Genomic DNA, 23693 nt, shown 5'->3' with positions numbered 1-23693 from the left:
GGCAGCGCGCTAAGCCCCGGTTGTGCCGGTCCGGTTTGCGCGGGACAGCGCAATAGCGGCCGGCAACAAAAAAGGGCGACCTTGCGTCGCCCTTGCTCACTGGCAAGCCAGAGTCAGTCGAACAACTCGTGCCAGATGCTCTTCTTCTTATAGTGCTTCTGCTCGCGCTCATAGTGCCGGTCGCGGTCGCCATGGCCGCGCTGGTATTCCTGTCGCGGGGGCGGAGTTTGCTGCGGCATTTGCTGCATGGGCACCTGCTGCACCGGGGCGGCTGCCACGGAGCGCTCGAGGATCTTGTCGAGTTCGCCCCGGTCCAGCCAGACACCGCGGCATTTCGGGCAGTAATCGATCTCGATGCCCTGGCGTTCGGACATCACGAGTTGCGTTTGCGGGCACACCGGACAATCCATTGCTTCTCCTCATTGAAGTGAAAACGTCAGGATATGACCGGCGCCAGCCCATATGGTTCGACCGGAGGATACTTGCAGAAGTGGTGCCGAGGGCGTTTGATGTGGTGCGCAGGCCCTGGCAGGCGCTCAGGCAGCCTCGCCGACGGTGCCGTGGCCGGCGTCTTCAGCCGGCTCGTCCTTGCCGCCGGGCAGCAGCAAGTTGAGGATCACCGCCGACAGCGAGCCCACCGTGATGCCGGAGCCAAACACTTCGTGGACAAAGGCCGGCAGCTTCGACAGCAGTTCCGGGCGGAACGTCACCGCCAGGCCGCAGCCGATCGACACGGCCACGATCAGGGTATTGCGCTGCGTGAACTTGACGGTGCTGAGCATCTGGATCCCGCCCGACACGATCATCGCGAACATCATCAGGCCGGCGCCACCCAGTACCGGCTGCGGGATCGTCACCACCAACGCGCCCAGCACCGGGAACAGCCCCGCCAGCAGCAGCATGACACCGGTCAGCGCGACCACATGGCGGCTGGCCACGCCGGTCAGCGAGACCACGCCGACATTCTGCGCGAAGGTCGACAACGGCGGGCTCGACACCAGTGCCGCAAAGGCCGAGCCAAAGCCATCGCACAGGATGCCGCGCGACAGGCATTTGCCGGAAATCGGCCGCTGCGTGGCCGCGCCCAGTGCCATGAACGTGCCCGTGGACTCGACAATGGTCACCAGGAAAGCGATCGACATGGCGACAATGCCCGAGATGGGGAACGACATGCCGAAGTGCAGCGGCTGCGGCACCGCGATGATGGGTGCCTGGTGAAACTGGGTGAAATCGACCAGGCCCAGTGCCAGGCAGAGCAGGTAGCCGCCGGCAATGCCGACGACAATGGCCGAGGCCGACAGCATGCCCTTGCCCCACTGCACCACCGCCACCACCAGCGCCAGCACCGCGACGGCAATCGCCAGATTGCCGGGCGCGCCATAGCGGCTGCTGCCCTGGCCGCCTGCGGCCCAGTCGATGGCCACCGGAATCAGCGACAGGCCGATCATGGTGACCACCACGCTGGTGACGGTATGCGGAAACAGCTTGCGGATCGCCGGCATGAAGAAGCTGCCCAGGATCATCACCAGCGAGCCCGCCAGCGCCGAGCCCAGGATGCCGGCCACGCCGTGTTCGACGCCCACGCTGATGGCCGCGCCGACAAAGGCGAAACTGGTGCCCATCACGCATGGCATGCGGATACCCACCGGGCCAATGCCCTTGCACTGGATGATGGTGACGATGCCCGAGCCAAGCAGGGCGGCATTCACCAGCGCAATGACCTGGTCCGGCGGCAGTTTCAGGGCACCGCCAATGACCAGCGGCACCGCAATGATGCCGCCCAGGGCGGCCAGCAGATGCTGGAGCGCAAGCAAAAACGTCGTCAGCCGCGGGGGGCGGTCTTCCACCTTGAACAGCAAGGGCGCCATTCATGTCTCCTGTTGTCTGGCCGGATATGTTTCCGGACTGTCTTGTTCTTCTGGCGCCGGGGGAGGGGCAGCCCCCGGCCCTGTCGTTGCGCGCTGCCGGACAGGCGGAGAAGACCGCCTGCAGCGAGCATGGCCGGGATCAGGTTCCAGGCCGCAACCGGGGAGCAAGAATAGCAGGGATAAGCACTCCGTGATACAAAAATTGCATACAATTTGTATCAGCTCCCTTGCATGGGAGGATAAGAACAGTGGAACAGCGCCGCGCGCCGGCGCGCGGAACAGGTCCGGGGCCGGCTACTCGCCGAAAAACACCCTTTCCGGATGCGGATGGCTGAGGAAGTCGTGGTGCGAGATGTGCCAGCCGTAGGCCCCGGCCAGCATAAAGACGATGCGGTCGCCCACGCGCACGCGCGGCACCGTTACCTCCTGCGCGAAGACGTCCTTCGGCGTGCAAAGCTCGCCGCAGATCGTGAGCCTTGCGTCAGTCAGCTCCGGGCGCGCAAACGGGTAAGGCCACGCGTCGTTCGGTGCGACGAAAAACGGATGATTGTGCTGCCACGACACCGGCAGCCGGAAATGGTGCGTACCGCCGCGCACGATGGCGAAGTGCTTGCCGTGATTGTGCTTGAGGTCGATGACTTCAGCCACGTAGCAGCCGCAGTCGGCGCTGATGAAACGGCCGCATTCCAGCACGATGCGGCAGCCGGGCCGCCGCTGCTGCAGCAGTTGCGCCAGCCCGGCGCAGAAGCGCGGCCAGTCAAAGGTGCGATTGGGATCGGTGTAGTCGATGCCGATGCCGCCGCCGACATTCAGCCATTCCAGCGCCAGTCCGTGTTCGTCACGGCATTGCTGCGCCAGCGCGATATGGCGTGAAATCAGTTCGAGATGCTGGTCGGCGTCCAGGCTGTTGGAGCCCGCGTGCAGGTGCAGCCCGACCAGGCGCACGCCGGGCAGGTCGCATGCCAACGCGATCACGGCGGGGAGTTCCGCCTGGTCGATGCCGAACTGCGTCGGACGCCCGCCCATCTGCAGCGTGGCGCCGGGCAGGCCGTAGGCCGGATTCACGCGCAGCAGCACGTCGGCGCGGCGGCCCATGCGTTGCGCGATGCGGTCCAGCCGGCGCAGTTGCAGCGCGCTTTCGACGTGGATCAGCCTGACGCCGAGGCGCAGCGCGCCCTCCAGCTCGGCATCGGTCTTGCCCGGGCCCCCGAATACGACCGGCACGTCGGCTTCGACGGCGCGCACGCGTTCGATTTCACCCAGCGACGCGACTTCGAAGCCGGCCGTTGCGCCCAGCAGCGCGCGCAGCACTGGCGCATCGCTGTTGGCCTTGATTGCGTAGTAGAGATCGCAGTCCTCGGGCAAGGCGGCAGCGAGGCCAGCCGCGCGCGTGCGCAGGTGGTCCAGGTCATAGAGATAGGCGCACGCAGGCCCCTTGCGGGGATCAAGTTCATCCAGGTAACGGGTGATGTTTTGCGGGTTCATGTGGTGGCGGGAAGGGGCGGCTTTATGTTGATGACTGGGAATGGGATTGCAGGTGTGCGGCCATGGCCCGGCGCGCGATGCCGCGGTCGTCGCCGAGCAGCAGCATGCGCGTGCCTTGCCGGCGCCAGAGCGCGGCGTCTTCCGGGGTGCGCGGCAGCGCGCAGAAATGCTTGCCATGCGCGCGCGCCGCATCGGCAATGCGCGCCACGGCGTCCCACACCAGCGGATGACGCGTCTGCCATGGCACGCCCAGTGATTGCGAGAGATCCGCGGCGCCTTCGAGCAGCACATCGATGCCGGGTATAGCGGCGATGTCATCGAGCGCATCGAGCGCGGCGCTGGGAGGTGTCAGGAATTCTGTGTGCTGAGGTCGGTTAATTAAATCTCAGCGTAGGGCGTTGGTGAAGCGGTCACCGAAGAGAATGGCGAACTGGTTGGCCGCTTGTTTCCAGGTGATGGGCGGCATCTTCCAATCTTTCTCGATGTTGCGCAAGGCCAGGTACAGCAGCTTGCTGGCGGCTTCGTCGCTGGGGAAGTGGCCCCGGTTCTTGACGATCTTGCGCAACTGCATGTGCATGCTCTCGATGGCATTAGTGGTGTAGATGATTCTGCGCACTTCCGGCGGATAGGCGAAGAACGGGATGACCTGCTCCCATTGCCGCCGCCACATGTCGGCCACCGTCGGGAATTTGCGGCCCCAGTCGCTGCCGGCAAAGGCATCCAGCGCAGTGGCAGCGGCATCGGCCGTGGCAGCCTGGTAAATCGGCTTGAGTGCGGCCGCCAGGCCCTTGCGATCCTTCCAGCTCGCCAGGTTGAGCGAGTTGCGGATCAGGTGGACGATGCAGGTCTGGATTTGCGCGGCCGGGTAGACGGCCTCGATGGCCTGGGGGAAGCCGCGCAGGCCATCGACCACGGCGATCAGGATGTCCTCCAGGCCGCGGTTCTTCAGTTCGTTGAAGACCTTGAGCCAGAACTTGGCGCCTTCGGTCTGCTCGATCCACAGGCCGAGGACTTCCTTGCGCCCATCGGCGCGGATGCCCAGCGCGAGGTACACCGCCTTGTTCCTGACGGTGCCTTCGTCGCGGATCTTCAGGCGCAGCGCGTCGAAGTAGACAATGGGGTACATCGCCTCCAGCGGGCGCTGCTGCCATTGTTCGACCTCGGCCAGCACTTCGTCGGTGATGGTGGAAATCAGGTCGGGCGAGACCTGCAGCCCATACAGTTCCTGCAAATGGCCCTGAATCTCACGCACGCTCATCCCGCGTGCATACATGCTGATTACGTGGTCGTCGAAGCCGGACAGCCGGCGTTGGTACTTGGCGACCAGTTGCGGCTCGAAGGTGGCTTGCCGGTCGCGCGGAATGTCCAGTTCCAGCTCGCCGTTGGGCGTGATGACGGTCTTTGCACTGCTGCCGTTGCGGTGATTGCCGCTCTTGCCTTGCTTGGCCTCGCTGGCCAGATGGTGCGTCAGTTCGGCGGCAAGCATACGCTCGGCCAACTGCTTCTTGAGCAGGCCGGCCAAGCCTGATTCACCGAGAATCGACTCGGCGTCCTTGTTCTGTACCTGAGCCAGTAGTTGATCGATCAACTCATCCGGAAACAGCTTCGGCGCGCTCGATTTCTTGCTCTTCTTGGTCATGCTTTTTGTTTCGGTCATAAGGGCGTTTCTTTCGATATCGTCTCATGACCTCAACACACAAGAAATCTGACAGGCTCCGGCGCTGTCTTCGATCATCGCCACGACCAGCGTATCGGCGCCCGCTGCGGCAGTGGCGGCGGCAAGATCGTCGCGGCCGAACGCGCTATGCCAGGTGGCGTTCAGCCCCCGCTCGCCGGGCATGGGCTGATGCTGTGCGTAGTGGCAGAGCCTGGCCGCCTGCCTTGCCTGCGCTACAGCACTGATGCGCGGGAAGACGATGCCCTGGGCGCCGGCGTCCAGCGCCGGCGCCACCTGGTGCGGGGCCGCCACGCGCACCAGTGGCGCGATGCCGCTGGCGCGCGCCGCCAGCAGCATGGCGCCAAGCTGCGCGCCATCGATCAGCGTGTGTTCCAGGTCGATCACCACGAAGTTATAGCCGGCGGCAGCGATCAGCTCGACGGTCAGTGCCGCAGGCGTCGAGCAGAACAGGCCGTGCAGCTGGCCGCCGCCCGGATCCGACAAACGCGCCTTCAGCGATCTCATGCCGCCTCTGCCTCCGCCAGCGCCAGCGGATTGGGCGCCTGCCGCGTGCGCAGCCGGATCTCGGGCATGAAGCGGCGGCTGGCCAACAGTTCGATCGACATGGTGGGCGCGAAGCAGTCGAAGCGCCGGAAGCTTTCAGCCAGGCGCGGGTGTGCGCGCTGGTAGCTGCGGATCACGCCTGCCACGATGGACCAGAACGCTGTTTCCTCGAGCTGGTAGTGGCCGGCAAGCAGTGGGGCCAGTTCGGCCAGGTTGACGAAGAACAGTGCGTCGCAGGTGAAGTCCCGCAGTTCATCGGCTTCGTCCGTTTCAATAAACGAGTTCGGGTTGACGCGCGCATGCTCGGCCGGCGGCGGCGTGAGTTGCGGCGCGGCGCCGGACAGCCACTGGCGCGAGAAGCGCACGCCGTCGTGAAAGTCCTTGAGCGCCACGCGCTGCGGCAGGCCGTCGACGTGCAGCAGCAGCATGTTCTGCGCGTGCGACTCGAGCGCGGTGCCGTGCTCCCAGAGCAGGTGCAGCACCGGCAGCCATGCACGCTCCACCAGCCGCTGCAGCCAGACGCGCACGCCATGACGGCGGACCCACGGCTCGATCAGCGGCAGGCCGTCGACATCGATATGGGTAAGCGCGGTCATGGGAATGGCGGCCTCGCCGGGTGCCAGATAGCGGTGGATGCTTTCGCGCCAGATGCAGGAAAGCGCGCCGTACTGGCCCTGCACCGGCGCGGCGGGCACATGGCTGACGCCGGCGACTTCGCGCAGCAACACCGGCGCGGCCATCGGCTTGGTCCATTCCGTGCGCGCCACCAGGCTCGCCAGCCAGTCACTCAAGACGGCGGCATTGCATACCGTGTGCGGCGCCAGCACGCGCGAAGTGGAGGTGTTGACGAGATTCATGGCCAGCTTCAGCGACAACGCATCGGCCTGATCGGCATTGGCGAGGGTGCGGATCGACTGCTGGGGCAGGTAGCGGCCCGGCATCTCGCCGACGGCGATCAGCTCGCCGCGCGCGAACGCGCCGTGGTAGCCCGGCGCGATGACCTCGTCCCATTGCCACGGGTGGACGGGCAGCGGCAGGTAGACGGCGGGATTGGCACCATGCTCGCGCAAAGCGGCCTCAAATGCGGCGCGCGCCGGCGGTGGCAGCAGGCTCTCGGGCGATGCCTCGGCGTTGCCGAGATTCCAGCGGCAATGCGAGCGGCGCGCTGCCAGCAGCACGGGCTGCAGGGGCGCGGCGCATTCCGGCGCGTAGCGTCCGTTGTCCGCCAGCGTGAAACCCATGCGCGATTTATATCCCGGGTGGTAAGGATGGGCACCCGTCAGCCGCGCTTCGATGGCATCGTAGCCGGCATCGCGCAACGGTTGTCCGGCGTGCCCGTTGGCATGGTGGGACTGCGCGTCCTTGACCTGCGTGGACAGCAGCTCCAGCCCGAACTGCTGCAGGCGCACCGGGTCGGCATCGAGCTGGCCGGCAAGCTCGGACAGCAGTTGCGCGACGTCGTCGGCTTCAGCCTGGCTCTCGCCTTCGCAACGGAGCACCGGCCCACGGATGCGGATGCGGCCGAAGCTGGCGGTGCGCTGCGCGGCGCAGCGATAGCTGACGGGCTGGCCGTCAGCCGTCACGCCGGGCAGTTCGACGCCGGCGTCGCTGACAATCACGTCGCGCAGGCAGTCTTCGAACAACAGGGCTTCCAGCAGCTGGCGCAGCACACGGCGGGCGGCTTGCTGGTATTGCGGGCTCTGGATCAGTCGTTGGTAATCGGTGGTGTTCATCGGGGGCTCAGGCTAGCGGTGCGGATACGAGGAAGTTCGGGACGCCTGCCCACGCAGGCGTTTCGCCGTGGCGGCCGAAGCAGCTCAGCATGTTGGCCTTGGCGGGAAGGGTGGGCAGGCCCTGCAGCGACGCCAGCAGCTGGCGCAGCGATGGGCCGCTTGCGTCGAGCGCGGCTGCGGTGTCCTGCCACAGCGTGGCTTCGTCGCAGCCGCCCGTGCGCGCCAGGCAGGCGATGAAGTGGCCGATATGGTTGACCAGCACGTAATAGGCAAAGCGATGCAGCGCGGCTTCCTCGGTGTACAGGGCGGGACTGTCGGCATCGAACTGCGCCGCCCAGGCAAAGCGGGCGCGGCTGATGCTGGCGCCTTCCATGTCGCGGACATAGCCGTGCACCGGCCAGCCGCCCGCGAACGCGACCATGCTGTTCTGCAGGTGTGCCTCCAGGCTGACGCCGTGCTCGGCGAACAGGCGCGCCAGCGGCAGCAGCGTGACATCGAGATAGCGCGCCCACCAGCGGCGGATATCCGCCGCGCCGGGTTGATGGCCCAGCGCTTCGCGCAGCAGGCCGTCCAGGATGCCGGCGCCATGCGCGGGCTCCTCCAGCACCGTGGCGAGCACTTGCGCGGCGTCGCCATGCGGGCCGGTCATGCCTTGCCGGAAGATCACTGCGGTGCTCGCGCGCAGCGCGTTGTCGGGCAGGGCCAGCACGGCGTAGCCGGTTTCGGCCAGCACCGTGAAGTGTGCGGACGAACGCGCCGCCTCGGGCAGCATGGCGATGGCGCGGCTGGCATCCAGCGCGCGCCGCACGTGCTCGGGCGGATTGTTGCGGACAAAGTTGGTGATGCGGATATCGAGCGCCAGCTTGAGGAAGCGTTGCTGCTGCGGCAGCCACACCGTGCGTACCGACGAGGTCGGCCAGGCCAGCTCTCCCAGCGGCCCGAGGGAAATCATCGCGCGGCTGGCCAGCAGTGGCTGGATCTCGCTGTGCGCGAGCAGCTGCGTGGCTTGCCAGGGATGGCAGGGCAGCAGGCGGTAGTCGCCCTCCTTGAGCAGGTCCGCGGCGGCCTCCATTGCCGCGGGGTCGATAGGCAGCGGCTGGCCGTCGATGGCGCTGCTCTCCAACTGGTCGCTGGCGACGGCGAAGTAGTGCAGCTGGAAGGCGGCGCCGAGCTCCGGCGCATAGCGTTGCAGCGCATCGTGGCTGAACCCTTCCGACGCCTTCGACGTGGCGTGGAATATGTGCCCGAAGCGCAGCCCCTGCTCGGCAGCGATAAAGCGCGAGGGCGCTTGCCGTGCGGGCGCTTCGCGGTGGTACAGGCGCACCTTCTGGACGCCGTTTTTCATCAGCGTGGCAAAGCGCTCCGGCCAGTCGGTGGCGGCGCTCTGTGGGTAGGCATGCGCGAGCGCCTGGGTGATGGCATCGGCCAGATTCTCGGCGCGGCGCAGCGGGGCGAAGGCGCTGCCGTCGGACAGCACCGCATCCGCGAGCCGGTGGTAGCCGATCGGGGATACGTAGGAGAGCGCAGCAGCCAGCCAGCGGTGGCGGCCGTCGCGATCCGCCAGTGCCAGCACCGCCGGTACCAGCCCCTCGGCACGCCAGCGCGCAAGGGTACTTCTCAGCGCAGCCGGCACCGGGGCGGGAAGGTGCGCGTCAAGGCGGGGATCGACGATGCCGGTCTCGCGGCAGTAGGTGTTGAAGAATTGCTCGATCAGGCGGCGCTCGACGGCGTCGGGCGCGGCGGCATCCCGGTCCGGGCGATGGGCGCGCAGGCGCCCTTGCGGCGCCACGGTGGTCGATGGCAGGAGAGTGGAAAGCATGCAGTTACCTCGCATCAGGGACGGTGGCAAACAACGATGAGCGATCAGGGACGACGAGTGCGGCGGCCAGCGCGAACATGGCGGCGATCAGCCATAACGTGCCCGCCGGGTCGGAGCGTGGCAGCCACGCCATCACCGCCAGCGGCCCGACCAGTTGCCCGGCGGTCATGGCGCTCTTGGCGATGCCGGTGGCACTGCCGTGCAAACTCGCGGGCAGGCGGGCGCAGCAATAGGACAGCATGGATTGCGCGAGCGCGGCGAACAGCGCGCCCTGCACGACCCGGAGCGCGCCGATCTGCCAGAGCGCATCGGCAAGCGGCAGCAACGCGAGCGCGACGGCGCAGCCGCCGGCGGCCAACATGAATACGCGCACGGTCGTGCCGCGGTCGCTGAGCGCGCCCCACAGCGGGCTGGCGAGCATCGCGGCCAGCCAGCCCAGCGCGTGCAGGAAGCCGGTTTTGCTGCCGAGCAGGGCATCGTACGGGTAGCGCTGCTGCAGGTAGAGCGCGAACACGTTCACCAGCGCGAACGCGCCGGCCTGCGTCAGGCAGCCGGCCAGCAGCCAGCGGCGCAGCGACGCGTCCGCCAGCATGGCGGCGAATCCGCGCGACGAGCCGGCGCCTGGCAACGCCTGTGGCGCCGGCTCGCGCAGCCGCCATGCGAGCAGCAGCGTCAGCACGGCATTGGCCGCGGCCACTGCAAGCAGCATCGGCCGCACCGTCCACCAGTCCTGCAGCACGCCGCCGAGCACGGGGCCCAGCAACGCGCCGGTGGCCACGGCCGATTCCTGCATGCCGAAGGCACGGCCGCGCATGCCGGGCGTGCTGACGCGGCCGATGCAGATGGTCAGCAAGACGCCGACGGCGCTCGCGCCCTGCAACAGGCGGCCGGCCATGAAGCCGGCCACGTGCGTGGACAGCCCCATCAGCAGCAGGCTGGCGGTGAAGGCCGACAACGACAGCAGCAAGGGCCGGCGGTAGCCCCATCGTTCGCACCAGCTGCCGGCGAACGGCGCCAGCAGCAGCGCGCCGACGCCCGGCGCGGCCAGCGCCAGGCTGCTCCAGTGCGCGGCAGCGGGGCCGGCGAGGTCGCGCAGGTAGAGCGGCATGATCGGCACCAGCGTCATCAGGCCCGTCGTCACCACCGCCTGGCCGGCCAGCAGCAGGGCGATGTCGCGCGACGGGCCGGCTTGCGGCGCCGGCGTCATGACGGGACTCCGCTCTCGCGCAGCGGATTGCGCAGGCTGCCGAGCGCGCTGGGCATGCCGGTACTGGCGGTGTCGCGCGCCAGCAGCGGCGCAAGCAATTGCTTGAATGGCCATTCCGGCGCATCCAGCAGCGCGGTCCGCGCAATCTCTGCGGTCCGGTTGCCGGTACCGGCGGCCAGCAATCGGGCGATCTCCTCGCGCAGGATGCGCCAGCCCGTGCGCTCGTCGCTGTCGAAGGCCACGGCGATCGCGGCGGCGATGGCGTACAGGTTGACCTCGATCGCCAGCGTTTGGAAGTACGCGAGCAGTTGCGCCGGCGCATCGAGCATCAGCGTATTCGGCGTGGCGGTGTCCACGGCGTACGCGGGCACGTCCGCGCCGGCCTCTGCGAGCAGGGACGGGCAGATGCGCAGCGTGTCGTGATCGCGCAGCAGCAGCGCCCGCGGGCCTGGCTCGCCGACCACCAGCACGACGTTCTGCCCATGCAGCTCGGGCATGACGCCGTTGGCAAAGCAACGCAGGCCGGTTTCGAGCAGCAGGGCCGCGATGCACCGGAATGCCGCCCAGGCCTCGTCGGCATCGGTGCAGGACAGCCGGCGCAGCGCCGGCAGGTCGTTGCTGGCGGTCAGCGCCGCGCACGCCGCCATGGGCAACAGCCACGTGCCAGCCGCCAGGTCGCCGGGGTAGCGCCTGAGCACGCAGGCGAGCTCGCCCGGCTCAGCGATCAGCGAGTCGTGCTGGCGCAGTGCCCACCAGTCGCGCTCGTCGCAAAGCAGCAGGTGCTGGCCGAGCCAGGGATCGCGCGCCCGCAGCTGCGCCAGGCATTGTTGCGCGAGCGCACCGTTGTGCAGGTAGCGCGCGGGCAGGGTGCGCCTGGCCCCCAGTGCCTGCACGCCCAGCGACAGCTTGAGGTGGAGCTCGGGCCGGCCATGCATGACGAGCGAGCGCAGTGAGGCGGTCGGGTAGGCCGCACCGATGCCGCTACCGAGGTCGATGCATGGCGCTTGCCCGCTGGCGGCGGCGTGGGCCTGCTGCTGCCATTGCCACGGGTGCACCGGCATCCACAGGTAGCCGCGCTGCGCGCCGGCGGCTTCCGCGCGTGCCACCAGGCGGTCGAGTTCGTCGGGCGGCAGCAGCGAGCGGGCCAGCGGTTGCGCTGACGCTTCCATCGCCGAACCGGTCCGGAGCCGGTGTAACGGCACGGCAATCCAGTGCAGCCATACGGGCTGGCCGGATTCCGCGTCGAAGCCGGCGTGCGGCCCGGCCGCATCGCCCCAGGCCTTGGCGCGAGCGAGCGGATGGAAAGGGCGGTCGCGCAGGCAGCAAACCGCCTCCCACGACAGTAGCGAGCGCGGCGCCGCCGCAAGGCGATCCAGGATGGCCGGCTCGTGCGCAAGCGTGCGCGCGGCTTGCGCCTCGGCCAGCGCGAACAGCGTCTGCAGGCGCCCGCTGCGGCCGGGCCACCAGTCCGCCGACTGCAAGGCTTCCAACGCCGCGGCGGCGCCGAGCGGCATGGCGCTGCCGTCGCGTTGCAGGACGACGGGCGGCCTGTCATCGCCGGCGCCAAGCTGCAGCGGCCGGGGGCCGTCGAGGCGGCGGCCAAGCCAAAGCAGCGTGCCGGCCGTACCCAGGTCGACGGCGAGCGCGGCCAGCGGCGTGTCGTCAGCGGCTACCAGCCGGCAGTGCTCGCGCATGCCGTACAGGTTCTCCTGCCATAATGCGTCCAGCAGGTCCTGCGCCAGCATCCGCTCGCGTACGGGGTGGTGTGGCAGCACCGTCATAGCAGGGGCAGGCGCACGCCGACACCGCGCTGCAGCGCAAGCTGGTAGAAATGGCGCGCGCACACCATATCGTCCAGCGCCATGCCCATCGGGTTAAGCAGGATGATCTCGTCGTCGCGCTCGCGCCCCGGCTTCGCGCCGATCACGATCTCGCCCAGCTCGGCATGCAGCTGCTCGCGGCTGAAGCGGCCTTCCAGCACCAGTTGGTTGATGATCTTCTTCTCGCGGTTGGACTGGTCCCAGTCGTCCACCACCACCTTGTCGACCTTCTCATAGACGTCCTTGTGCACGTCCATGATCGAGACGTTGGCGACAAAGGCTCCGGGCTTGAGCCAGGCATGCTCCAGGTACGGCGCATCCGCAACCGTGCAGGTGACGGTCACGTCGGCGGCACGCACCGCCGCCTCGGCGCTGGCCGACAGCTCCCAGCCAACCGCCGGGAAGCGCGCGCCCAGCTGGCTGCGCATCGCCTGCATTGCGTCGCGCGACAGATCGAACAGGTGGATGCAGCGGATGCCCGGGAACTGCTCCAGCAGCGTCTGCAGCTGCATGCGCGCGATCGGGCCGCAGCCGATACAGGCCACGTCGGTAAAGCTCGCGCGCGCCAGGTGGCGCGTCGCCACCGCGGTGATGGCCGCGGTGCGCATGCCGCTGATCAGGCCGCCTTCCATGATGGCGACCGGATAATTGGTCTGGGCGTCGTTGAGCACGATCACGGCGCTGGCGCGTTCCAGACCATGGCGCTGCGGGTTGTGCTGGCGGCTGCCGATCCACTTGATGCCGGCGACCGGGTTGTCGCCGCCGACGTAGCAGGGCATCGCAATGATGCGGTCGGCGATATGGTCGGCGCCGGCCCAGCGCAGGTAAGGCTTGAGCGGCTGCACGCATTCGTCGCGCGCATGCAGCGCCAGGCCTTCGGCAATAGCCTGAACAAAGGCGTCGGAATGGTCGGCGCCAAGGGCGATCAGGTCGGCGCGGCTGAGGTAGCGCAGCTCGGCAGCGGGGGTCTGGATGGGGGCGTTCATGCGGTCACTCCGTGTGCAGGGATGGACGATTGCGCGGCAGCCGAAGCCGTGCGCGCGCGATGGATGGCGGCGACGCGTTCCAGCCATGCGTCGTCGTAGACGGTGTCGAGATAGCGTTCGCCGCGGTCAGGAAACAGGGTGAGGATGCGGGGCGGGCGTGCGCTGCGTGGCAGGTCCTGCAACAGGCGGCCGATCGCGGCGACCACCGCGCCGGACGACCCGCCGGCAAAGATGCCTTCCTGCGCCAGCAGGCGCCGGCAGCCGAGGGCCGCCGCGTGGTCGTCCACATGGATGACCTGGTCGATTTCTTCGCGGCACAGCAGCTCCGGCACGCGGCTCGCGCCGATGCCCGGCAGCTCGCGGCTGGCCGGCGGGTGGCCGAACAGCACCGAGCCGGCGGCGTCCACGCCCACCACCTTCAACGCGGGCCACGCCTCGCGCAGGCGGCGCGCGATGCCATGCACCGTGCCCGAGGTACTCACGCCGAGCACCAGCACGTCGACCGGCCGGTCGAGCTGGCGCAGGATTTCCTCGCCTTCGCCGTGGTAATGGCTTTCCCAGTTGCGCGGATTGCCGTACTGGTTGATCCAGACCGCATCCGGCAGGTCGCGCAGCATCTGCCGCACGCGCGCGATACGCGTTTCCAGGTAGCCGCCCTGGCTGTCCTTCTCGGTCACCAGCTCAATCCCGGCGCCATAACAGCGCAGGATCGTCAGGTTGGTCTGCGAGATCTTCGGGTCGACCACGGCGGTGAAGCGCAGCCCCTTCAGCCGGCATACCATGGCCAGCGCGATCGCCAGGTTGCCCGACGAGCTTTCGACGATGTGGGCGTTGGCGCCGATGGTGCCTTCGACGAGGCCCTTTTCGATGATGTAGCGGGCAGGGCGGTCCTTGACGCTGCCGGCGGGATTGAATAGCTCCAGCTTGGCAAAGACCTCGGCCCCGGTGTCCCCGAACAGGCGGCGCAGATGGACCACGGGTGTCCCGCCGATACTCTCGATGATGCTGTTGCAAACCATGGCTTACCCCTCATTCGATGTTGCCCGGCACCGTGCCTGGGCAATTTGTATCGCTTTGTAAATGATAGTTATTTACATCTGAGCTTAAAAAAATGCCGGCCGAGGATGGTCCCGACAAGGCCATCGCCGTCCGGCGGCTGCTTTACCAGCGGTGCTGGTACATCGCGGTCAGCGTGATGCCCGCAGCCGGCAGGCGGCTGGTGTTGTTGCTGTTGCGCATCAGCTGGCTGTACAACGGGTAGTAGTAGCGGTTGAACAGGTTCTCAATCCCCACCGTGATCGTGTCCTTCTTGCTGACCTGGTAGCGGCTGATCAGGTCGACGGTGGTGTAGCTGCTGACCTCGCGCCGCCCGAAGCTGTTCTGGTCGTTGAGGCGGTAGTCGCGGCCGCCGTAGTAGGTCACCTGCAGGCGGTTGCTCCACGTGCTGATCGGCCGGTACTGGACGTAGGCGGTCAGCTTCAGCGGCGGTATGCGGTAGCCGGTCATGTTCTGGAAGCTGCTGCTGCCTTGCGGCTGCTCGCGGCCGTTGATCCAGGTAAACGTGCCGCCCGCGCCCCAGGTCTCGCTGTCGCTCAGGTAGTCGGCGGAAGCCTCCACGCCCGCGATGCGTTCCTTGGTGCGGGTCAGTATCAGGCCGTTGTTGAAGCTCTGCACGTCGCCCAGTTGCGAGGTGGTGTAGAACAGCGCCAGGCTCGCCATCGTATTGCCGAACGCGCCGCGCCAGCCGATTTCATAGTTGTTGGTCTTGACCGGCTCCAGGCTGGACGAATTGATATCGAAGCCCGGGCGCGCATTGCGGATCTGCAGGCCGATATCGGGCAACTGGAAGCCCTGGCCGAACGAGGCATAGAACTCCTGGTTCTTCACCGGCGCGTACGCACCGCCGATATTGAACAGCCACGCGCCATAGTTGACCGTGCCGCCCTTGACCGCGACCGGGTTGCTGACCTTCGATTGCGACAGCGGCACGAAGTCGTCGAAGCTGGCGTTGGCGCGCTCGTAGCGCACGCCGCCCTCCATCGACCATTGCTCGTTGAACTTGTGCTGCAGCTGCCCGAAGACGCCGCCGCTGCGGGTGGCCAGCGGCGGCATGTAGGTCAGCGAACCGGTCTTGTTGAAGACCAGGCCGCCGCTCTGGTCATAGGTGCGCGGATCGAACACATCGAGCGGCATGTCGCTGCGCTCCTGGTTGTAGTCCGCGCCCCACAGCAGCTTGGTCTTCTTGTCCGCGCCCAGCGGGGTGCTGATGGTCAGGCGCCCGCCAAATACATCGCTGTTCTGGCTGACCTGGTCCACGTTGCCGCCACGCGTGGCCACCGCGCGCGCATCGAACGGCGGGAAGCGGGTGAAGTAGTCGCGGTAGTAGATCTGGGTGGACACGGTGCTGCCGAGCAGGTCCAGGTTCTGGTAGCCCAGGTTGACGACGGTGTTGCGCAGCTCGTTCTGGTTTTCGAGCTGCAACCCCTTGATCGCGCGCGCGGCCGCGGTGCCAGGCGGCAGCTTGGCCACCGAGGGATCGGAGGCGTAGTTGGTGTTCTGCTTGGCCTGGTACTGGCTCACGCTCAGTTCGATGCGCTGCTGGCTGTCGATGCGCCAGCCCAGCTTGCCGCTCACGTTGTAAACGTTGGAATCGAACAGGTCACCCTGGCTCGGCTCCGGCGCGATGCGGTGTCCGTGGGCGTCATAGGGGCTGCCGATATGCTGCGCGCCCAGGTGGAACGCGTAGTCGATCGGCCCCTGGCTGCCGGAGAAGTGCTGCTGGACATTGGCGCTGAGCCCCTCCTTGCTCAGCCGCGTCAGCGGGGTGCCCAGCGTCACGGTGGTATCCGCGCTGGGCGGGCCACCCGCAGGCCGCGTGGTGATCGCGATGATGCCGCCGTTGGCGCCGGCGCCGTAGATTGCGCTGCTGCCACGCATGACCTCGATCTTCTCGATATTGCTGGGATCGATGGTGGCGAGGTTGCGCGCCGAATCCCGGTTGGTGTTGAGCGGAATGCCATCCACCAGGATCAGCGTGCCGCGGCCGCGCAGCGTCTGGCCGAAGTCTGTGACGGTGCGGCTGGAGTCCGCCATGCCCGGGATCAGCTTGCTCAGCATGGTCGCGAGATTGTTGGAACCCACCTTCAGTTCCTCGATTTCCTCGCGTTCCAGCACCGTTACCTGGCGCGTCGGGCTGACGAGGTCGCTCTTGATCCGGTCGACCCTGACCTCCACCGCATTCAGCTCGCCACCGTCGGCCTTGGCAGGTGGGCTGTCCTGCTTTGTGCTCGCACCGGATGTGCCGGTTTGCGCGACGGCGGACGCGGCGGCCATTGCCTGCGCCTCGGACAGCAGCGGAGTGCCCGCGCCGATGGCGGCCACAAGAAGAGCGAGCGGACGTACCCGGCAGCGGCCGGCCGGCCCCGCCAAGGTGACTGAGCGTGTTGCGGTTTGCATGGTGATGGTCAGGCCAACGTAGTGATGTGCGAAATGTGCTGTAATAGAACTCCGTGAATTGTAATAGTAATGATTCGCATTAACAATAAATTGTGGAGGAATCTGAATTTTCGTCTGGTGTGCCGGGAAACCGGCTCGGATGTGTCTTGGAACCCGAGACAGGTTCCAAGGGCCGGGCCGTGCCTGAGAGCACGGCCCGGGGCGCGGCAGGCTCGTTCGCCATCCGCGCTCGATGGCGGCGGTATGCCAGCCTTACTTGCGCCCGGCCAGCGCCTTCTGGATGGCCGCTTCGGTCTCGGCGTAATTCCCTTCGCCAAAGTGCTTGTAGACCACGGTGCCGTTGGCATCGACCAGGTAGAGCGCCGGCCAGTACTGGTTGCGCCAGGCGTTCCAGGTGGCATAGGCGTTGTCCTGCGCGACCGGGTAGCGGATATCGAAGCGCTTGAGCGCTGCCTGCACGTTGGCGGTGGACTTCTCGAAGGGGAACTCCGGGGTGTGGACGCCGACCACAACCAGGCCCTTGTCGCGGTATTTGTCGTACCACTGCCGCACATGGGGCAGCGTGTTGATGCAGTTGATGCAGCTGTAGGTCCAGAAATCGACCAGCACGACCTTGCCGCGCAGCCCGGCAACGGTCAGCGGTTCAGCGTTGAGCCACTTGTCGATGCCGGTGAATTCAGGCGCCTTGCCATAGTCGGCAGGGGCGGCGGCTGCATACTGGGCGGCAACGATGGCGGTGGTGGCCAGCAGGGTACGAAGGAAGCGGTGCATGGTTCAGGCTCCAGGTTGGGAGGCAGGGAAAAGGGAGGTCAGCCAGGCGACGGCAAGCGTGTCGTACTGGAAGTACATGGCGATGGCGGTCGCCACCACCAGCACACCGAAGGCTTGCTGCAGCCGGTGCGTGTGACGGGCCAGGCGGCGCACGTGAGTGGTGGCGAACTGGCCGCCATAGGCAATGCCCAGCATCGGGATGGCCGCGCCAGCCGCGAACAGCGCCAGCAGCCCGGCGGCGCGATGCAGGTCTTGCGCCTTGGCCACCAGCGCGAGGATCGACGCCAGCACCGGCCCGGCGCACGGGGTCCATACCGCGCCCAGCGTCATGCCCAGCACAAAGCCGCCGGCCACGCCGGTGCCGGTCCGGCCGCCGGCGCCCGCCAGGCGGTCGACCACGCCGGCGAACGGGGCCGCCAGGCGCTCGAAGCCCGCCGGCCAGAGCCGCGCCAGGCCGGCGCCCAGCAGGAACAGGATGGCCGCGTTGCGCACCACGCCCGGGGCTTCGCTGAAGGCGCTGGACAGCGCGCCGAAGACAATGCCCAGCGCGGAAAAGGCGCTGACGAAGCCAAGCGCGATCGCCAGCGGGCGCAGCCGGCCGGATTCGCCCACCGAGCCGGCGAGCAGCATGGGCAGCACCGGCAGCACACAGGGCGAGGCAATGGTCAGCACGCCTGCGGCAAAGGCAAGGAAGGCGTCGATCATGGGCGGCCCCCGTTGGCGTGCGCGGTGCCGTAGCAGGCACGATGGCAGGGGCGGGGCGGCGGATGGATGGACATGGCGGAGAACTCCCGGTGTTGGCGATAGACGCATTCCACCGTCCGCACGTATCCCGGCTGTTACCGCTTCCGGGCATGCGTGCAATCTTTCATGTCTGCAGCGGCCCGGGATACAGAGCGATACATAGTAGCGCCGCACCCGCCGCACGGTGACCGCACCGGGCAGTGCCAACGCGGTGCCGCCGCTTCAGCGGCTGCCGTGGAGCTCGAGGTATTCCGTGAATTCGTCGCGCACGACGGCTTCAATGCGGGCGAGCTCGTCGTCCGTGATGTCTTCGAACAGCTTGCGCTTGCGCCTGGACAGCTCGCCGTGGTTCTGGACGATCAGGTCGATCAGGTTCGACAGGCGTGACTGGCGCAGGTCGAGCCAGCTTTCCAGGCGTGTGACGCTGGCATCGTAAGCGCGCAGGTACTGGATCTCCTGCGCAAGGTCTTGCTCGACGCACTGCTCAATGCATTCGAAGACGAATTCGCACAGCGCTGTCGCATCAAAGGATGCGTAAAGCCAGCCGGGCTGTGGCGACTTGATCAGGATCGTGTCGCTGTCCGAATCCAGCGCGTAGTTGAGCAGGGCCGTCCGCGGGGCGGAATAGGACTTCAGCAGGGCGGCATAGGTATCGATCTGCTTGAGCATCCGCGCGGACACCGGCAGCACTACGCCATCGGGCGTGACACCGGCCTGGCGCAGCAAATGGTGGATGAGGAACCGATGGAGCCGGCCGTTGCCGTCGTAGAACGGGTGGGCGAAGACAAAGCCAAACGATACGCACGCCGCGGCCACGATCGGGTTTGCCGCCTGTGCAGCGACTAGGCCCGCCACCGCGGCAATCCCGTCCATCATCGCGCCAAGCTGCTCGGGCGGCGGGGGAATATAGTCCGCGATGTTGCGCATGCGCCCGCCGCGGGACAGCCAGTTCTGCTTGTCGCGGTAGGAGAATTCAGCGCGCAGCCCCGAGATGATTTCGTTCTGCCACTCGCACAGCTGCTCTTCGGTAAGCGGGGCGGGATTGCCGGCGTACTCCAGCAGTCGCCTGAACTTGGCGACCCGCTGGTTATCGGGGATCTCGTGCTCGATGGAGTAGGTCGATCGAGTTTCCGCGAGGTAGAGGTAGTCCACCGCGCGCGCCAGCAACTCTGGCTCGAGCCGCTTGATGGCCGCGGCCACGCGGCCGGGGAGGTCGGCGGCAATGTACTGCGCCAGCTTCTCGGTGCGGCGCACCAGGGGGCAAAACGCGGCCGGGCCAAGGTGGTTGTTCTGGATGCCGAACTGCAGGTCCGGCGTTGCCGGGCCGGTCAGGTAGTGGGTCTCGTCCAGCGCCAGTACCCTGGGCGCCCCGGCCGGCAGCTTGTAGTCGAATTGCGCCCCGGCCAGCCATTTGGCATAGAAGGCGCTCAGCCTCGCATAACGGGAGGTCGGGGTGGCCGCCAGCCACTCGCGTACAGCCTGCACCGCTTGCGCATGCTCGAACAGCGCCGCCAGCACGGTCAGGTCCAGGTGCTCCTTCTTCAGCGCGAACGTCAGGTGGTCCACGGTCGTGTCGGCGCCGCGGTAGCGGTTCCTTGGGTACACGGTGCGCGTGGTGCCGTCCGGTCCGGTGTGCGTGCTGAGGACCCCGGTCTTGTCGGCGAGAGCGGACGTCGAGCGCAGCGGCGGGACGCGCAAGCCGAACTTGCGGATAAGCGCATCGTAGCCTAGTGGCGCATGAGACATATGAAGTCGCAATACTTGGGTGCGGGTTTGCCCGGAGCTTACCAGAGTTTCTACAGAATTTACCAAAACCTCTACTTGATGGCCAAATGCTTTCCATTCTATCTATAACGATGGACGGGCAACCTGATCGCCGGGCTTCCCAGGAGTTCTACAGGACTTACCGTTTCGTCTACTCTCGGGGGTAGCCTGGATGATCTTGTCTACAGGGCTTGCCTTCCGACCCGGGTAGCGGTGCCTCTGGTCGCCTGCAAATCGAAACCCATCATGACAAAAATGCCATCTTCTGAATCGGCCAAAATGGCGTTCAGGGTGTTTCGGTAAATCCGTCAGGGTTTTCGAGGGTTTCTGGTCGCTGCCCGGCAATAGGCATTGTTATTTGTTTATCTGGCTCGAATAATCGCCTATAACTGCATCTACATGCTGCGGCTGATGTCACGCATCATGCCTACGCCCGCCAGGCTTGCCTGCGGGCATTTTTTTTGGGGACGCGAGGATGCTGTTTGTACGGTATTAATCGATCGGATTTATTTCGCTCATCATTCGACGCAGTCAAAATCATGACATTTCTGTAATCATGACATTTTTGTAATCATGCTGACTGACCGGTGGGTGGACTTCCGGGCATTACAAATTCGTAATGATTAAATTTAAGTCCTTTTCCTCATTCATTCAAAACGAACGCTCATCTATCGGCGGCGATTCGCCTGGAAGCGGCTCCAGCAAAGGATTTCATGGGCATCGGGTGGCGCCTGGCGACGCCTTTCTCCGGGGGCGGAGATGCATATTCAGCGTGAATATCCGGTGCCGATCCTTCCCCGTCATAAATTCAGTGAAAACCCTGCCATCCCTTTCTCTTGACTTGCTTGATATATCACATACTGTGTATCCCATCGCCACTCCGAACTTGAAGAGGGGTGAGGGCGGAGACCTCAGGTCGGCGTCGGAATAAGAGGCAAATAAATGCCAATGACACAGGAGACATGAAATGCCAGCAGCCACCCTTATGCTGAGGCGAAGCGCGTCCGCATACCCGCCCGCACCCCCGCAATTGAATGGTCAAAAGATTCAAGGAGCGCGCAAATGAATAATCCATCGGCAGCGCTGGGCGCTAAGCGCCAGGTCCCGGAAGGCACACGCTGGCTGCAATTGATTGTCGGTGTGGTCTGCATGATCGCCACCGCCAATATCCAGTACGCCTGGACCTTGTTCGTCCCTGAGATCCAGGGCACCTACGGCTGGTCGCGCGCCAGCATCCAGATCGCCTTCACCGTTTTCGTCCTTGTGCAGACCTGGTTGGCGCCGATCGAAGGCTATTTCATCGACAAGTTCGGCCCGCGCATGATGGTTGCCTTCGGCGCGGTCTTCATCGGCGCGGCATGGTGCATCAATTCCCAGGCCACTACCCTGATGGGCTTCTACGTCGGCGCAGCCGTTGGCGGCCTTGGCGTGGGCTCGATCTACGCCACCTGCATCAACAACGCGCTCAAGTGGTTCCCTGACCGCCGTGGCCTTGCGGTGGGCCTGACCGCGGGCGGTTACGGCGCCGGCTCCGCGGCGACGATCCTGCCCATCGCGGCCATGATCGAGTCGCAGGGCTTCCAGCACACCTTCCTGTTCTTCGGCCTGCTGCAGGGCGGGCTCGCCTTTGTCGCGGCGTGGTTCCTGCGCGCACCAAAGGGTAGCGAGGTGAGGGCATCGCAGAAGCTGGTCCAGGCCACGCGCGACTACACGCTCAAGGAAGCGATGTCCACCAGGCTGTTCTGGCTGATGTTTGTGATGTTCATCCTGGTCGTCACCGGCGGCATGATGGCCGTGGCCCAGCTTGGCGTCATCGCCAAGGACCTGGGCGTGAAGGAGTTCAAGGTCGACCTGCACTTCTTCGTGATGGCCGCACTGCCGCTCGCGCTGATGCTCGACCGGATCATGAACGGCATCTCGCGTCCGCTGTTCGGCTGGATTTCGGACAACATCGGCCGTGAGAAGACCATGGTCATCGCCTTCACCCTGGAAGGCCTTGGCATCATCGCGCTCGGCTACTTCGGCAGCAACCCGTACGCCTTCCTGATCCTGTCGGGCGTGGTGTTCCTGGCCTGGGGCGAGGTCTACTCGCTGTTCTCGGCACTTGCCGGCGATGCCTTCGGCACCAAGCACATCGGCAAGATCTACGGCGTGCTCTATACGGCCAAGGGCATCGGCGCACTGTTCGTGCCGGTCGGCAACCTGATGATGGAGGCGAGCGGCACCTGGTCGACGGTGCTCTACACGGTTGCGGCCATGGACCTGACCGCGGCCTTCCTGGCGATCATGGTCTTGCGGCCGGTGCTGGCCAGCCATGTTGCCACCTCCAGGAGTCTTTTCTCGAAGGAGACGGCGGCGGCGGGGACGCAAGTGCCAGCCTGACGGACAGGTCCGCAGGCGTTTCGCGGCAAGACGGGCGGGCATCTTCGGAAGCCCGCCTTTTCGTTTACCAGGGACTCGGCAATCCCGGTGGCTTTGCCGGGCCGTATGCGATCGGATAACGCATGGCTGGCCGACGCAATGCTCATGGCAAGCCGCGACGCCGGCTCGCACAATGAAATGGCTCACCGGAGCCTTTCATGCCATACACCCTTTGCCTTGAAGCGGAATGCCTGCGCTTGCGACTGCGGGCCGGCGCGGAACTGGTCTGCCGCGGCGGCAGCCTGTGGCTGACGTTCGAAACACGGGACAGGCCGTCCCCGGACGTTCTGCTCGCACCCGGCGAGCGCTATCAGCTGCATGGTGACGCCGACGTGTTTCTGGCGGCGCTGCACGGCGCCGGCCCCGTGTTATGCGGGATCGAGGCGCCGCCACCCCCGCGCCATGCCGGCTTCCCCTGGCTCAGGTGGCTACGGGGCTCGCACGTGTCCTGACGGTGTGTGCGGCTTCCTGGTAAATCCACTCGGCTACACACCTGACGTCCTCGCGCGGATCGGCGGAGGCATGGACCAGCCAGTATGCGTTGGGGCTCGGCGGCGCTTGTAGCGCCGTCGGCACGATCACTAGCTGGCCGCCATCGATCAGGGGCCGCACCAGCTCGAGCCGGCCCAGTGCGACGCCCTGTCCCGCCAGCGCCGCGTGGATGACCTGGTCGTACTGATTGAAGCGAAGCACGCCGTGCTGGCTCGCCTGGCGGTAGCTGCGTGGCTCGAGCCAGCTGCGCCATTGCAGCCACGGACGGGGATCGTCGAATTCCAGCAGCGGCAACTGAAGCAGCGCCTCGTCGTGCCGGGCGACCCCGTCCACCAGCGATGGATGGGCAACCGGGGCGATGTTTTCGCCGAACAGGCGCACAGCATCGGGCGGCGCCGCGGCGTCGCGGCAGTAGCGCACGGCGAGGTCGATGCCCTCGGCACGCAAGTCGCTGATACGGTTGCTGGCGGACAGGCGCACATCCAGATGCGGATGCGTCTTCTGCAGGTTCCCCAGCCGCGGCAGCAGCCACAAGCCGGTCACGCCGATGCTGGCGGTGACCGTGACGGCGCGCTGGCCCTCGTTGCGGCGCACTTCGGCTACCACGTCCTGCAGCTGCTGCAGTGCGCTGTCGGCGCTGCGAAACAGCCGTTCGCCCTCGGCAGTGAAGGCCACGCCGCGATGCTTACGCACGAACAGCGGCACCTTCAGCTGCTCCTCCAGCGCGTGGATCTGCCGGCTTACCGCCGACTGCGTCAGGCACAGGTCGTCCGCTGCCTGCGTAATGCTCATGCGTCGGCCGACAGCGACGAAGCCTTTGAGCAGGTCGAGCGGAAACAGCCGGACAAGCGGGACGGACATGCGGTGGTCTCCTGGCAGATTCGCGATACGCCATTACAGCACGAT

The 23693-nt window shown here is 66.4% G+C and carries 17 protein-coding genes and 2 pseudogenes; 2 read left to right on the top strand and 17 right to left on the bottom strand.

All coding sequences use genetic code 11. The annotated features are described in order from the left end of the window. Positions 1 to 113 precede the first annotated feature (113 nt). The 16 genes and pseudogenes from KB879_RS12610 to KB879_RS12535 form a co-directional block, all read right to left on the bottom strand. Positions 114 to 410, bottom strand: a complete 297-nt coding sequence (locus KB879_RS12610) for a zf-TFIIB domain-containing protein (protein WP_013953146.1) — start codon at positions 408 to 410, stop codon at positions 114 to 116. 126 nt (positions 411 to 536) lie between these two features. Next, the gene (locus tag KB879_RS12605) at positions 537 to 1868 is read right to left on the bottom strand and encodes a nucleobase:cation symporter-2 family protein (RefSeq protein ID WP_153953516.1); all 1332 of its coding nucleotides are present in this window, start codon (positions 1866 to 1868) and stop codon (positions 537 to 539) included. A 294-nt stretch (positions 1869 to 2162) separates the two neighbouring features. Next, positions 2163 to 3353, bottom strand: a complete 1191-nt coding sequence (locus KB879_RS12600) for a type III PLP-dependent enzyme (protein ID WP_153953517.1) — start codon at positions 3351 to 3353, stop codon at positions 2163 to 2165. 22 nt (positions 3354 to 3375) lie between these two features. Next, a pseudogene (locus KB879_RS12595) lies at positions 3376 to 3690 on the bottom strand (aldolase/citrate lyase family protein); the annotation flags it as partial. A gap of 48 nt (positions 3691 to 3738) precedes the next feature. Beyond that, a complete protein-coding gene (locus tag KB879_RS12590; protein ID WP_211980211.1) occupies positions 3739 to 4992 on the bottom strand; it encodes an IS256 family transposase in 1254 nt (417 codons plus the stop codon). A 75-nt stretch (positions 4993 to 5067) separates the two neighbouring features. Continuing rightward, positions 5068 to 5535, bottom strand: a pseudogene (locus KB879_RS12585) (aldolase/citrate lyase family protein); the annotation flags it as partial. Then, positions 5532 to 7307, bottom strand: a complete 1776-nt coding sequence (locus KB879_RS12580) for an IucA/IucC family siderophore biosynthesis protein (RefSeq protein WP_211981575.1) — start codon at positions 7305 to 7307, stop codon at positions 5532 to 5534. The gene KB879_RS12580 and the pseudogene KB879_RS12585, both read right to left, overlap by 4 nt. 7 nt (positions 7308 to 7314) lie before the next feature. Then, positions 7315 to 9126: an IucA/IucC family siderophore biosynthesis protein gene (locus KB879_RS12575; RefSeq protein ID WP_153953520.1), complete on the bottom strand. Its 1812-nt coding sequence runs from the start codon at positions 9124 to 9126 to the stop codon at positions 7315 to 7317. Positions 9127 to 9130: 4 nt separating this feature from the next. Continuing rightward, a complete protein-coding gene (locus KB879_RS12570) occupies positions 9131 to 10333 on the bottom strand; it encodes an MFS transporter (RefSeq protein WP_153953521.1) in 1203 nt (400 codons plus the stop codon). Next, positions 10330 to 11814, bottom strand: coding sequence for an IucA/IucC family protein (locus tag KB879_RS12565; protein WP_371827414.1), 1485 nt, complete (start codon positions 11812 to 11814; stop codon positions 10330 to 10332). The genes KB879_RS12570 and KB879_RS12565 overlap by 4 nt, the downstream gene beginning before the upstream one ends. Positions 11815 to 12110: 296 nt before the next feature. After that, on the bottom strand, positions 12111 to 13139 hold the full coding sequence (sbnB, locus tag KB879_RS12560; RefSeq protein ID WP_211981573.1) for a 2,3-diaminopropionate biosynthesis protein SbnB: 1029 nt from the start codon (positions 13137 to 13139) through the stop codon (positions 12111 to 12113). Continuing rightward, positions 13136 to 14158, bottom strand: a complete 1023-nt coding sequence (gene sbnA, locus KB879_RS12555; protein WP_153953524.1) for a 2,3-diaminopropionate biosynthesis protein SbnA — start codon at positions 14156 to 14158, stop codon at positions 13136 to 13138. The genes sbnB and sbnA overlap by 4 nt, the downstream gene beginning before the upstream one ends. 142 nt (positions 14159 to 14300) lie before the next feature. Beyond that, a complete protein-coding gene (locus KB879_RS12550; RefSeq protein WP_013953136.1) occupies positions 14301 to 16595 on the bottom strand; it encodes a TonB-dependent receptor in 2295 nt (764 codons plus the stop codon). 252 nt (positions 16596 to 16847) lie between these two features. Beyond that, on the bottom strand, positions 16848 to 17366 hold the full coding sequence (locus tag KB879_RS12545) for a thioredoxin family protein (protein WP_153953525.1): 519 nt from the start codon (positions 17364 to 17366) through the stop codon (positions 16848 to 16850). Between the two features lie 3 nt (positions 17367 to 17369). Further along, positions 17370 to 18071, bottom strand: coding sequence for a cytochrome c biogenesis CcdA family protein (locus tag KB879_RS12540; protein WP_013953134.1), 702 nt, complete (start codon positions 18069 to 18071; stop codon positions 17370 to 17372). Positions 18072 to 18332: 261 nt separating this feature from the next. Then, positions 18333 to 19856, bottom strand: a complete 1524-nt coding sequence (locus KB879_RS12535; RefSeq protein WP_013953133.1) for a Fic family protein — start codon at positions 19854 to 19856, stop codon at positions 18333 to 18335. A gap of 1080 nt (positions 19857 to 20936) precedes the next feature. Between KB879_RS12535 and oxlT the strand changes: the two genes are divergently transcribed. Beyond that, positions 20937 to 22256, top strand: a complete 1320-nt coding sequence (gene oxlT / locus KB879_RS12530) for an oxalate/formate MFS antiporter (protein WP_211981571.1) — start codon at positions 20937 to 20939, stop codon at positions 22254 to 22256. A gap of 197 nt (positions 22257 to 22453) precedes the next feature. Next, positions 22454 to 22747, top strand: coding sequence for a DUF2917 domain-containing protein (locus KB879_RS12525; RefSeq protein ID WP_211981569.1), 294 nt, complete (start codon positions 22454 to 22456; stop codon positions 22745 to 22747). Here the strand turns inward: KB879_RS12525 and KB879_RS12520 are convergent. Beyond that, positions 22716 to 23648: a LysR substrate-binding domain-containing protein gene (locus KB879_RS12520; protein WP_211981567.1), complete on the bottom strand. Its 933-nt coding sequence runs from the start codon at positions 23646 to 23648 to the stop codon at positions 22716 to 22718. The genes KB879_RS12525 and KB879_RS12520 overlap by 32 nt on opposite strands. Between the last annotated feature and the right edge of the window lie 45 nt (positions 23649 to 23693).

It is taken from the genome of Cupriavidus sp. KK10 (assembly GCF_018223725.1).
Classification (GTDB): domain Bacteria; phylum Pseudomonadota; class Gammaproteobacteria; order Burkholderiales; family Burkholderiaceae; genus Cupriavidus; species Cupriavidus necator.
Note: the sequence above shows the minus strand (reverse complement) of the source record. Positions and strands in the feature narration are given on the sequence as shown.

What these genes read in the sequence shown, in the direction of transcription:
- oxlT (WP_211981571.1), top strand. Translation starts at nt 20,937, where the DNA reads ATGAATAATCCATCGGCAGCGCTGGGCGCTAAGCGCCAGGTCCCGGAA.
- KB879_RS12580 (WP_211981575.1), bottom strand. Translation starts at nt 7,307, where the DNA reads ATGAACACCACCGATTACCAACGACTGATCCAGAGCCCGCAATACCAG.
- KB879_RS12575 (WP_153953520.1), bottom strand. Translation starts at nt 9,126, where the DNA reads ATGCTTTCCACTCTCCTGCCATCGACCACCGTGGCGCCGCAAGGGCGC.
- KB879_RS12540 (WP_013953134.1), bottom strand. Translation starts at nt 18,071, where the DNA reads ATGATCGACGCCTTCCTTGCCTTTGCCGCAGGCGTGCTGACCATTGCC.
- KB879_RS12590 (WP_211980211.1), bottom strand. Translation starts at nt 4,992, where the DNA reads ATGACCAAGAAGAGCAAGAAATCGAGCGCGCCGAAGCTGTTTCCGGAT.
- sbnA (WP_153953524.1), bottom strand. Translation starts at nt 14,158, where the DNA reads ATGGTTTGCAACAGCATCATCGAGAGTATCGGCGGGACACCCGTGGTC.
- KB879_RS12535 (WP_013953133.1), bottom strand. Translation starts at nt 19,856, where the DNA reads ATGTCTCATGCGCCACTAGGCTACGATGCGCTTATCCGCAAGTTCGGC.
- KB879_RS12520 (WP_211981567.1), bottom strand. Translation starts at nt 23,648, where the DNA reads ATGTCCGTCCCGCTTGTCCGGCTGTTTCCGCTCGACCTGCTCAAAGGC.
- KB879_RS12525 (WP_211981569.1), top strand. Translation starts at nt 22,454, where the DNA reads ATGCCATACACCCTTTGCCTTGAAGCGGAATGCCTGCGCTTGCGACTG.
- KB879_RS12605 (WP_153953516.1), bottom strand. Translation starts at nt 1,868, where the DNA reads ATGGCGCCCTTGCTGTTCAAGGTGGAAGACCGCCCCCCGCGGCTGACG.
- KB879_RS12610 (WP_013953146.1), bottom strand. Translation starts at nt 410, where the DNA reads ATGGATTGTCCGGTGTGCCCGCAAACGCAACTCGTGATGTCCGAACGC.
- KB879_RS12550 (WP_013953136.1), bottom strand. Translation starts at nt 16,595, where the DNA reads ATGCAAACCGCAACACGCTCAGTCACCTTGGCGGGGCCGGCCGGCCGC.
- KB879_RS12545 (WP_153953525.1), bottom strand. Translation starts at nt 17,366, where the DNA reads ATGCACCGCTTCCTTCGTACCCTGCTGGCCACCACCGCCATCGTTGCC.
- KB879_RS12570 (WP_153953521.1), bottom strand. Translation starts at nt 10,333, where the DNA reads ATGACGCCGGCGCCGCAAGCCGGCCCGTCGCGCGACATCGCCCTGCTG.
- sbnB (WP_211981573.1), bottom strand. Translation starts at nt 13,139, where the DNA reads ATGAACGCCCCCATCCAGACCCCCGCTGCCGAGCTGCGCTACCTCAGC.
- KB879_RS12600 (WP_153953517.1), bottom strand. Translation starts at nt 3,353, where the DNA reads ATGAACCCGCAAAACATCACCCGTTACCTGGATGAACTTGATCCCCGC.